This window comes from Mesorhizobium sp. M7A.F.Ca.MR.148.00.0.0 (assembly GCF_003997735.1).
Taxonomy (GTDB): Bacteria; Pseudomonadota; Alphaproteobacteria; order Rhizobiales; family Rhizobiaceae; genus Mesorhizobium.
The window spans coordinates 1-10,236 of the sequence record NZ_RZTB01000156.1 but is presented as its reverse complement, the minus strand read 5'-3'; the positions used below and the strand labels follow the sequence as shown (position 1 = coordinate 10,236).

Sequence of the window (10,236 nt, the reverse complement as noted above, 5' to 3'; positions counted from 1 at the left end):
CGCCAAAGCAGGGCAAGATGGTGATCGGCACCGTCAAGGGCGACATCCACGACATTGGCAAGAACCTCGTCGGCATGATGATGGAAGGCGCCGGCTTCGACGTCATCGACCTCGGCATCAACAATGCGGTCGAGAAGTATATGGCGGCGATTGAAGAGCATAAACCTGATATTGTCGGCATGTCGGCGCTGCTGACCACCACCATGCCCTACATGAAGGTCGTCATCGACACGATGAAGGAAAAGGGCATTCGCGACGACTATGTCGTGCTGGTCGGCGGTGCGCCGCTGAACGAGGAATTCGGCAAGGCCGTCGGCGCCGATGCCTATTGCCGCGACGCGGCGGTGGCTGTCGAGACCGCCAAGGACTTCATGAAGCGCAAGCATAACACCCGTAGTTGAATGGCTGCGGTGCCAACCCTGAAGGCGCCGGTGTCGTTTGCGGCCGCTCGATGTTGATCACCATCAACCAGGATGTATGACCTTATGAATGCGCCATTTTCAACAGGAGATCATTCGCGGATCGTGGGATGGAACCCCAGCCGGCAGGTGATCGACACGCAGGACGTATACCGACTGGTTATCCTGGCACTTCCCGGATTTTCGCTACTCAGCCTTTCGTCATTTGTAGATCCCCTTCGCATCGCGAATTCTGTGTCCGGTCGATCATTCTTCGAGTGGACGATTGCAAGCCTGGATGGCCAGCCGGTTGAATGCGCCAGCGGGTTCGTCCTGTCGGTCGGCAGCGACTTCGCTAGCACCGGCGAATGCGTTCCGGCTGGCAAAGGTACGAACATGGTCATTGTCTGTGCAGGCGAACGGGTCGAAAGGCAGACGTCTGCTGCTCTCAGCAAGATTCTTCGGCTTTGCAAGCGGCATGGTGTTCCAATCACAGCGTTGGGTACGGCGACATGGCTGTTGGCGGACAGCGGGTTGCTGGACGGCACCGCGTGCACAATCCATTGGGACAAGAGAGCCGCTTTCTCTGAAAAATTTGGCCGGCTTCAGGTCACTGACCGGCTATTCGTTCGTGATAGTCACCTCCTCACTTGCGCAGGAGAATTTGCGTCGTTCGACCTCGTTATGGAGCTGATCAGCGAACGCCTCGGCAGAGACATTGCGTTGACCGTCTGCCGACATACGACTGCCGGGTATTGGCGCCCTGCCTCTGATAGACAATGGACCATGAATGGCGGCGAAGCCGGCATCTGCAAGCCGGTCGCCGAAGTGATTCGCATTATGGAGGAGCATATTGAGGACCCGCTGCCCTTACGCGACATCGCAAGATGTGTCGGCCGCTCACAGCGTCAGATTGAACGGCTCTTCCAGCGATCGGTTTCGTTGTCTCCCATGCGCTTTTACCTGCATTTGAGACTTAGCCGCGCGAAGCGTCTCATTGCACAAACAGAGTTGCCGATTATTGAGATCGCGGTCGCCTGTGGTTTCGTGTCGGCCTCACATTTTTCGAAGTGCTTCCGCGAAGCCTTCGGCGCCAACCCCAGTACCTGTCGCGGCTGACCCATACTCGGTGACGCCCCCTTACGAGCCCCGCAAAACCCACGTGCCATCAATTGGCAAGCACCTCGGCAGCCTGGCTTTCGCGCTCAACGCGATCGGGCCGATGCTCCGATGGGAGCCGAGGCGTCGAAGAGCACCGTGCCTGACGTCGACCGAAGAAGCCATCGTCGTCTGCCGCTGGATGACGTCCTGGGCTGTCCGAGAGGACACCATCCAAAGCCCAGCTTAGCGCCTCATCACTGACTCCAGCGCCAGGGCAATCCTGACCTGCCCCAAAACGGCGATAGTCCCAGCGGACGCCTCCTTCGGCCGCAAATCTTCGACCGCATCTGCATTGCCAATGGCAATCGAGCACCGGGCTGATCAACCCGTACCAGCTCATTCCGGACCCACCACATAGCAGGCCACTGGAATTGATAGAGCTGACAACGTAGGAGGCGCGCGGGATTTTCATGAGTTCGCGGGCAGTGCTGTACGCTGGGTCGCAAGTTCACAACCCGACACTTTGTCGGCTTTGTTGTTTGCGGACAGGCTTCGTTGGAGCAATGTTGTGTTGTTGTGCCTCAGCCTGATAGCAGAATTCATCAAAATTGCTTTTCTTCGGGCTTTTGGCCAATTGGCACGAGCTTTGATTCTCACATTTGAGAGTTGGCATCAGGAGCCGAATAGCCGCTTCCGATTATGCCTATCAGAGGAGTTGCCATGAATACCGTCGATCAGCAGACGACACTGGAACAAGTCGCACGACAGCGCATCAGGGACGCCCTCGTACTCGAGGGCGACGCCGATCGCCTAACCCAATTCTATCGGGGATGGGCTGGGGCCTACGATGTGGATGTTGGCTCCGAGGGGTACTACGGCCCGATGATCGTGGCGGAACTAGCGGGCACCGTGCAGGCAGCCTATTTGAGCAGCGAGCGAACTGCCATCACAATCCTGGATGCTGGCTGCGGAACAGGCCTTGTCGGCGTGCAACTGGAACGCCTCGGCTTCGGGCTGATCGATGGGTTCGATCTTTCCAAAGAGATGGCCGAAAAGGCGCGGCAAACCCGAGTCTACCGTCATGTCCAAGACTGTGTCGACCTTAACGGAGTACTCTCTGAGTACGCCGACGCGGGCTATGATATCACGGTTTGCTGCGGTGTCTTTACACTTGGGCACGTTAGACCAGACGGGCTGCGCGAGCTGGCTCGCGTCACGCGCCCGAAAGGATTCATCATCACAAGCATCCGCAAGAGCTACGCCGAGGCCGCATTCTTCGAGGACGAAGCGCGGCGTCTGCAGGATGAGGGCGTTCTTTTACTGGCGCAGTGTCTAAGCAACGGCAGATACGTGGCCGAGGAGCGTGCGGACTATTGGGTCTTTCAAGTGCCCGAGAAGGTCAGCGCGGCAGAGCGACAGGGGTTGTGATCATGCTCTGCCTCGGGAGCGAAACCCTGTTGTGGATGACCTAAAGACGAGTAGGGGTATTTCCAGCACGGTGGCGCGTTTCAGTACTACTTCGCGTCACGATAAATCCAAATGGCCGGCAGCTATGCGTCGGCTTCAATCGGCAAAACAAAGGTGTACTAATGTCCAAAGGTTTAGTAGCCAGACTAGACGATAAGCTGCGCGCAAAACGCGAAAGCTTTGACAAAATACCGGTGGTCGACATCGGACCGCTCCTCAACGGTACGAACAAACAGGTGGTGGCCAGGGAGATACGGTGGGCGCTTTCCAATACTGGATTCATGTATGTGAAGAACCACGGAGTCCCGCAGGATTTCATACAATCGGTGTTTGATGTGAGCCGCAGGTTTTTTAATTTGCCATTGTCGCAGAAGTCGTCACTGCATATTGGCAATTCCGATTCGGCCTTTCGCGGTTACATTGAGCTGTTCGGCGAGAACACCGATCCGGGCAAGACCAAAGACCTCAAGGAGTGCTTCGACTTCGGACCTGAACGTTCGACCTTAGAAGGTCCCTTTTTTGGTCCTAACCAGTGGCCCTCAGGTTGGCCCGAGTTTCGGGAGCTGACATACAGATACCATCAAGAGATGGTGGGCCTATCGAAAAAACTTTTGCAGGGAATTGCGCTCAGTCTGGACCTGGCGGAAAGCTATTTCGAGGACCTCATGCGGAACCCGATCAGCATTCAGCGGCTGCTTCACTACCCGCCGCAGAGTGGTTATATCAGCGAAGACATGATCGGAATCGGCGCCCACACCGACTACGGCAATTTGACCATCCTTGCACAGGACGACGTCGGCGGTCTTCAGGTCATGAACCGAGACGGCGATTGGGTACAAGGCACGCCGATCCACGGTACTTTCATAATCAACGTCGGGGACCTGCTTCAGCGGCTCACCAACGGTGTCTATCTGGCCAACCTACATCGCGTAGTGAATAGCTCAGGGCGTGAGCGATACTCAATCCCCTTCTTTATCGATGCTGATTTCGATGCGATCATTGAGCCATTGGCCTCATGTGTCACTGACAGCAACCCTCTGCGCTACCGGCCGGTGACTTGCGGCGAACACAAACTCGGGCGTTTCGCAGCAAGTTATGCTCATTTGGCCAAAGCATGAGAGAGCGGGCCGCCGCCTACTCGCGTGACAATACACTGCGGGGTCGAAGCGGCCCAGTCGAACTCAGAAAACGCCATAGGTGGGACAGTATTGTCACGCATTAGTCCCTTGACCGCGCCTTTGAAACTCAATGTGCGCGGCATCTGGCGGCAACAGGGGTTTTGCAGCCACTTCCTGCGGTATGCTAACGCTTTCGAGACCTGGACCCCCGGCTGGCGTGTCACGCGCACCATCCGCAGCAGGATAAACTGCTCGCTTGCAGACGCGTTGTCACCACTTCGCCTGCTGGTCTGTCGGATTCGCTACACACGCGTGATAGGCAATCTCTTCGTTAGCCTCAGTCAAATAGCCGAGAGAAATCAAAATCCTCGGCTGCCGGGCGGGTGAATCGGCACGATTTTTGAGTGTTTCCTGGGAGAGACAGTAGGCGCCGCTGACTGGGACCTAAGGCGCAAAACATGGACAAGCCCCCAACTTCGTAAATTACTTGGAACCATCGGGATTTTAGGAGGACGTTCCGAAAACAGCGAAATTCCAAGCGACCTCTGGCGAAAAGTACTCATCCCTCAATCGAGCAGGCGAAAGAAACAGTATGTCTGATACTCACATAAACCAAGATCTGTCTATTTTGACGGATGACGTCGCGTGCGCAAAGCAGCTCAATGCCCGCAACGTAAAAATCCTCAGCACGGGAGGAGAAAGGGGGCGCGGGGTATTCGCTGCTCGCGACTTCCTGCCGGGGGAAATTGTCGTCATCGGGCTAATTGACCGTATGGAAACGGTTCGAACGACAAACTCCTTTCAACTGGACTGGAATGTCCATGCTCTCTTTCATAAGCCGGCTGTCATTGTGAATCATTGTTGTGATCCAAACTTAGCGATTGTGCCCAATCGCTTCGGGGCCTACGACTTCGTCGCCATTCAGCATATCTCTTCTGGCGCCGAAGTGACGTGGAACTACGCTACATCGGAATTCGAGTGCATTGGGGTATCGGTATGTCTTTGTTCGTCTAGAAATTGCCGAGGCTCAGCCGGAGGCTTCTCCACATTGCCTCGCGATCATCCTCTGCTCGTATCGGGTTTTTACGCACCGTACCTCAAGAAAACCCAAGGCACCTTCCAAGAGAGAGATAGGGTTGCTTAGCCCCAGGGAACGCAACATGCGTCGGATGACCTGCTCGTTGGCAGTGCCGCCCTGACAGTGTTGCGCGCCGCGGTGAGCGTGCGCGGCCTCTGGCCAGTAGCGGACTTCAGATGAACTGCCTTGAACCAACGTGTGCGCACAATCTGTGCAATCCCCTGCGCGTCACCTGTCAATGCCACTCGTCCCCAAAAGTGCCGAAGTAAAATTCCCCAGTTTCGCCGCTCAGGCTGTCCCGGTGGGGGTGTCCATTTTTCGGTGGCCGGCCGCGCGGTCGCGATGGTGAATTTAATGTCGGCAATGTGATGGAGGCTTTTGATCGCAAGTGTTCTGGCATGAGCTCGGCGTGCTGGCGGAGCCGATAACTCGATCCTTCGATCTGGACGACGACCGCATGGTGAAGCAGGCGATCGAGAAGTGCGGTTGCGACGAGGGTCGCCGAAGACCTCGCCCCATTCGGCGAAGCCGCGATTTGAGGTAACAATCATTGCGCCCTTCTCGTAGCGGGCGTTTGCGAGTTGGAAGAACAGATTGCCGCCACCGTGGACGACGGGCAGGTAACCGAAGCGTCGACGCTCGTGCGTGAGGTCGCGCAGCCGACCACGCAGCTGTGTCTCTGGCGGTCGGCCAGACTGGTATCAATCATCTTGCGATCGGCGCCGACGAAGGACAGGCCCGACGCTCCGATAGGCCCATGACGGCCTGCAGATGCGCTACGGATTCGCGCTTGGCGGCGGGTCCTAACTTTTTTCGACAGAAGCTCGCGCACTGCCGAGGCTTCGAGCGTCGGCGAGCAGCTTCTTTAGCTTGGCGTTCTCGTCTTCCAAGGCCTCAGGCGCTTGGCGTCGGAGACGTCCATCCCGCCATACTTGGCCTTCCAGCTATACAGCGTCGCCTCGGAGATCCCGTGCTTGCGGGCAAGATCGCCAGCCTTCGCACCCTCTTCATGCTCGCGCATAACCGCGATGATCTGCTCTTCCGTAAATCGCTTTGTCTTCATCAGTCCGTAATCAAGGACCCTGACTCTAGTCTCAGATGGAGGAAATTCTCAGTGGCAGGTCTGTATTCAGGTGCTGCTGCCCCATCGCAGTCTGGCGCGAGGACTCTAAACGCCCAGACCGACAGCAACTGACAAAATGGCGGATTCGAAACAAACACCTGACAAAAATGTCCGCATCATTACACATGGATGTTTTCAAAGGTAAATTAATGCCGTCAGCGGGCGTTCAGCGCGCTGGCACGGCCTTTGCTGGTTGAAATGCGGCAAAACTGATTGACGGCTGACTGCATCGAAGCCCGCCTGACGATAGAGGCCTCCTTTCAGTCGACTCGGTGCACCGTCTCTCAGGGAACAGCTTGCCATAAAGCCGCGCAGCTTTGGGATGGCGTTGGAGAGCAATATGGTTTTGCAGATGGGGTCGCCGGCTCCTTCGATCAATGTGGAGACTTGGGTGCGCGGCGAGCCCATCGCACATTTCCAGCCCGGCAAAGTATACGTCGTCGAATTTTGGGCAACTGGGAGTGAACCATGTGCGGCGGCGATGCACCATCTGATGCAGATGCAGGAAAGGTTCAAGCACAGTGGGCTCGAGGTCATCGTGGTCGCGGCTCATGAAGGCGCGCTATCGACGGTTGAGGCGCGGGTCAAGCTGGACGCGTGGTTGACCGAAAAGTGCTCGAACCTGAATTTTCCGATCGCGTTCGACCATACGGGCCAAATGAAAAAGCGTTGGATGGAAGCAAGCTTTTCTGGCGAATTTCCGATCTTGTTTGTAATCGATGCAGACGGTCGTATCGCCTATATCGGTCACGCTACTCGACTTAACGAGGTCTTGGCGAGAGTGCTCAACGGCCGCTGGCGCACCAGCGACGCATCGAAAGTCGACTCGAAGCGGATCGCCGAGCGCGAACAAGCGTTGACCAAGTCAATTAATAGGAGATTTTGGGCCGCAGTGAGAAAAGAGGACTGGGAGACGGCACTCTCAGCAGTCGAAGAGGGCAGCGCCTTGATGCCCGACGACATCAACTTCCGCTTGGCTCAGGCGCATGTATTGCTTCACAGAATGCAAGACATGCCGGCCGGGTTGCCTGTCATACGCCAATTGGCTCGCGACGCGATCGAAAGGAACTCCGAGCATTGGCTGCTGGCAACATTAGACCAACTTTTCGGTCCGGCGCACGACCACTCGCACTTTCCGTCTCATGAGCGCTTCGCGCTCGGCAAAGAGTTGGCCGAGCATATCCTGGCACGCAATCCACTCCAAGGCGACGGCCACAAGTTCCGGACTTATCCGGCGGTGGCTCGATACTATCACGAGAGCGGCAACCAAGATCGTGCGATTGAGCTAATCGAGTTCGCACTGAAATCGCTGGACAGTGCGGACCCTATGCTGGACGAGCTGAAACAACACCTTCTACCGAACTTGCTGCAGGCCTTAGCCAACTACAAGGGTGAGGAGGTTTATTACGGCGCCCTCTGTGCGGCTCCGCAAAGCAATGTCCTGAAGGCACGATCGCAGGGCGGGCCGAGGAGAAAGCATAAAAGGGTTTGATAGCAAGAAGGGCTTACGGGCCAATTCGTTCAGGCATATGGGTCCATCGCAGCTGAATTGGCATCAATATACAGGGTGTTACTAAACATGTTCTGAGGATGCCTTTGAAACCCATGAAATCATGGTGGTATGGGACAAAGCCCGGGCACCTAACGAAGAAAGAAGCGTCAGCGCAGATGCTCGCATTTCAGTTCAAATCGACTAAGAGCAACGAATCGCGGCGCCGGACCGGGCTCGTGCGTCGCGCACGGCCATCAGGTTGGGCCTTCGGAGTCAGAGACGCCTATTCATCTTGCGGCCGCTTAATGGTCGCATCGCCGACGGGGTGGAGTAGGCCTTGACCACGCGGGAGAAGGTGTCCGGATTAAACCGGCCTGCGCGTGCGTCTCGCGTCGGCATGCTTGTAACGGTGAATGGCGAAAGGGCAGCCGAATGAAGCGTTTTATGGGGAAGGTCGCCTTAGTGACCGGGGCTAGCCGCGGCATTGGGGCGGCAATCGCCGACAGACTTGCCAGCGACGGGGCCAGAGTATTTGCGGTTCAGCTCGAGGCGACCGGTCATAGAGAAGGGATAGTCGCGGACCTTTGCGACCCCGGCGTTCCGAACATGGTAATTGACCATGTCGTTCGACAGGCTGGCCGCCTCGATATCCTGGTCAACAACGCTGGGTGCATGGTTGAAGCAAGGGTAGATGATACCGGGCTTGACGAGTGGCGACGCACAATGGCGCTGAATCTTGATGCTCCTTTCCTGCTGATCCGTCGCGCCATGCCTCATCTTCGCAGAAGCCGTGGCTCAATCGTCAATGTTGGCTCGATAGAGGGATTGGCCTCTAACCCAGGGCACGCGGCATATTGTGCCTCGAAGGCTGGGCTGCATGGCCTTACACGCGCCGTAGCGGTGGACGGCGGGCAAGACGGGGTGCGCTGCAATGGCGTAGCGCCTGGTTGGATCGATACGGATCTCAATGTCGATTTCGTCGCCGCTTTGCCCGAGAAGGCACTGGAACGGCTTGGTACCATTCATCCGTTGGGCCGAACAGGCCGCGTTGAGGAAGTTGCCGCCATGGTCGCATGGATTGCCTCCGACGAAGCTGCATTCGTCACCGGCCAGATTTTTGTCGTAGACGGTGGCCGAACTGCCAAGTTAAGTCTTCCGTGACGGTTAGTCGTATTTCGAACTGGGGCGGGCCGCTGGAACGCCATCCTCCCGCTGGCACCTGCCTTGTCGCTATCAGCCGCGACGTCGAGAACCGGGTCCGTCTGATGGTAAAGGAATATGGCGCCCAGTTCCGCCGCTCGGCAACGTCAGAGAATGATTGCCTACGGACATCTGCTGGGGCCAATCTCCGAGGCGGCGGTGCATTTAGGGTGAAATTTGCCGTGAACAGGAGAAGGCTCGATGGCAAATCTGGTCCTTCTACGTGGAGACGAGCGCCCCCGCCGCGGCGTGTTCGAGCGAGAGAGCATGCAATGTTCGCATGCCTTGGCGATTTGTTGTTTAGCGGCGCTGAGCTTGCTGCCATGCCTTCACCGCTAGGGCTGAACCAGGCGCGGATGTCCATGTGGGACCCAGCTCTCCTGGACCAGGAGGCATCTCATGCCGGTCTTGGCGGCGACCGCAGCGACCATGCGCGTATGGTTGGACTGCACGCCACCGGTTGTGACGAGCGTATCGGGCATCTGGCGCGATCGCGTCGGGCGGCGTCGTCATGAGCCAGGCGGTGCTGATCGCTGTCGGCATCGATTGGGACGGCCGGCGCCAGATCTTGGCCGTCGAGATGGCTAATCGCGAAAGCCGCTCGGCCTGGAGGGATTTCCTCGTCGCGCTGAAGGCGCGCGGGCTCAGGGGCGTCGAACTGGTCGTGTCCGACGATCATGCCAGCCTGGTGGCGGCGATCGGCGGGGTGATCCCCGAAGCCCGCCTGGCAGCGCTGCTACGTGCCTCAGGAACGCGCTCGATCACCTGCCGAGAAATCGTGGCGATGATTGCCTGCAGGAGTTGCGCTGGCTCTACGACCGCGCGATCTCGCCGAGGCCAAGGCCGATCTCGCCGCATGGCTTGCCAAATGGTCGGGCCGCTATCCGCGACTGACGAGCTGGGGAGAGGAGACCATCGAATGCACGCTGACCTTCTTTTGCCTGCCGCGCCAGCACCACAAGCACCTGAAGTCCACCAACATGCTGGAACGCCTCAACGAGGAAATCCGCCGGCGCACCTATGTCGTGCGCATCTTCCCGAACGCCGAAAGCTGCCTGCGCCTGGTCAGGGCGCTGGCCGTCGAAACCAACGAAAACTGGATGGAGGCCAACCGCTACATCAACATGGATGACCTGCGCGAGCACAAGAAGCTTGCTTTGCGCCAAGCCGCATGACCAGCTCAGAAAGAGCACGCGGCCGAAGTAGCCGGCCTGAAGCAGCAGCGAACAGGCCAGCGTCGTGACGACTGCCACACGGAG

7 protein-coding genes and 5 pseudogenes are annotated in these 10,236 nt (G+C 57.6%); 8 read left to right on the top strand and 4 right to left on the bottom strand.

The annotated features are described in order from the left end of the window. The 5 genes from EOB49_RS30825 to EOB49_RS30805 all read left to right on the top strand — a co-directional run. Positions 1-401, top strand: a 401-nt coding sequence (locus EOB49_RS30825) for a cobalamin-dependent protein (protein ID WP_206526161.1), incomplete at its 5' end; no start/stop codon positions are given. Between the two features lie 84 nt (positions 402-485). Beyond that, entirely contained in the window at positions 486-1,517 is a 1,032-nt protein-coding gene (locus tag EOB49_RS30820; RefSeq protein WP_164762826.1) for a GlxA family transcriptional regulator, read from the top strand. A gap of 702 nt (positions 1,518-2,219) precedes the next feature. After that, positions 2,220-2,927, top strand: coding sequence for a class I SAM-dependent methyltransferase (locus EOB49_RS30815; RefSeq protein WP_126080613.1), 708 nt, complete (start codon positions 2,220-2,222; stop codon positions 2,925-2,927). Between the two features lie 161 nt (positions 2,928-3,088). Next, on the top strand, positions 3,089-4,084 hold the full coding sequence (locus EOB49_RS30810) for a 2-oxoglutarate and iron-dependent oxygenase domain-containing protein (RefSeq protein ID WP_126080612.1): 996 nt from the start codon (positions 3,089-3,091) through the stop codon (positions 4,082-4,084). Positions 4,085-4,676: 592 nt separating this feature from the next. After that, positions 4,677-5,228: an SET domain-containing protein-lysine N-methyltransferase gene (locus EOB49_RS30805; RefSeq protein WP_126080611.1), complete on the top strand. Its 552-nt coding sequence runs from the start codon at positions 4,677-4,679 to the stop codon at positions 5,226-5,228. A gap of 169 nt (positions 5,229-5,397) precedes the next feature. On the opposite strand, the pseudogene EOB49_RS36655 reads toward EOB49_RS30805, so the two are convergent. Continuing rightward, positions 5,398-5,788, bottom strand: a pseudogene (locus EOB49_RS36655) (ATP-binding protein); the annotation flags it as partial. Beyond that, positions 5,783-6,225 (bottom strand): annotated as a pseudogene (locus tag EOB49_RS37020) (transposase); the annotation flags it as partial. The pseudogenes EOB49_RS37020 and EOB49_RS36655, both read right to left, overlap by 6 nt. 400 nt (positions 6,226-6,625) lie before the next feature. On the opposite strand from EOB49_RS37020, the gene EOB49_RS30795 reads away from it, so the two are divergent. Together EOB49_RS30795 and EOB49_RS30790 are read left to right on the top strand one after the other, a co-directional pair. Further along, positions 6,626-7,777 (top strand): TlpA disulfide reductase family protein, encoded by a 1,152-nt coding sequence (locus EOB49_RS30795; RefSeq protein WP_126080610.1) that lies wholly within the window; start codon positions 6,626-6,628, stop codon positions 7,775-7,777. Between the two features lie 432 nt (positions 7,778-8,209). Continuing rightward, a complete protein-coding gene (locus EOB49_RS30790) occupies positions 8,210-8,938 on the top strand; it encodes an SDR family oxidoreductase (protein ID WP_126080609.1) in 729 nt (242 codons plus the stop codon). Positions 8,939-9,339: 401 nt separating this feature from the next. Here EOB49_RS30790 and EOB49_RS30785 read toward each other — a convergent pair. Then, positions 9,340-9,453 (bottom strand): annotated as a pseudogene (locus tag EOB49_RS30785) (aminocyclopropane-1-carboxylate deaminase/D-cysteine desulfhydrase family protein); the annotation flags it as partial. Positions 9,454-9,479: 26 nt separating this feature from the next. Here EOB49_RS30785 and EOB49_RS30780 point away from each other — a divergent pair. Next, positions 9,480-10,152, top strand: a pseudogene (locus EOB49_RS30780) (transposase); the annotation flags it as partial. A gap of 12 nt (positions 10,153-10,164) precedes the next feature. Here EOB49_RS30780 and EOB49_RS38695 read toward each other — a convergent pair. Next, positions 10,165-10,230, bottom strand: a pseudogene (locus EOB49_RS38695) (exopolysaccharide production repressor protein); the annotation flags it as partial. Between the last annotated feature and the right edge of the window lie 6 nt (positions 10,231-10,236).

Bases quoted from the DNA above. Each gene is read 5' to 3' on its own strand.
- EOB49_RS30795 (WP_126080610.1), top strand. From the start codon at position 6,626: ATGGTTTTGCAGATGGGGTCGCCGGCTCCTTCGATCAATGTGGAGACT.
- EOB49_RS30820 (WP_164762826.1), top strand. From the start codon at position 486: ATGAATGCGCCATTTTCAACAGGAGATCATTCGCGGATCGTGGGATGG.
- EOB49_RS30805 (WP_126080611.1), top strand. From the start codon at position 4,677: ATGTCTGATACTCACATAAACCAAGATCTGTCTATTTTGACGGATGAC.
- EOB49_RS30810 (WP_126080612.1), top strand. From the start codon at position 3,089: ATGTCCAAAGGTTTAGTAGCCAGACTAGACGATAAGCTGCGCGCAAAA.
- EOB49_RS30815 (WP_126080613.1), top strand. From the start codon at position 2,220: ATGAATACCGTCGATCAGCAGACGACACTGGAACAAGTCGCACGACAG.
- EOB49_RS30790 (WP_126080609.1), top strand. From the start codon at position 8,210: ATGAAGCGTTTTATGGGGAAGGTCGCCTTAGTGACCGGGGCTAGCCGC.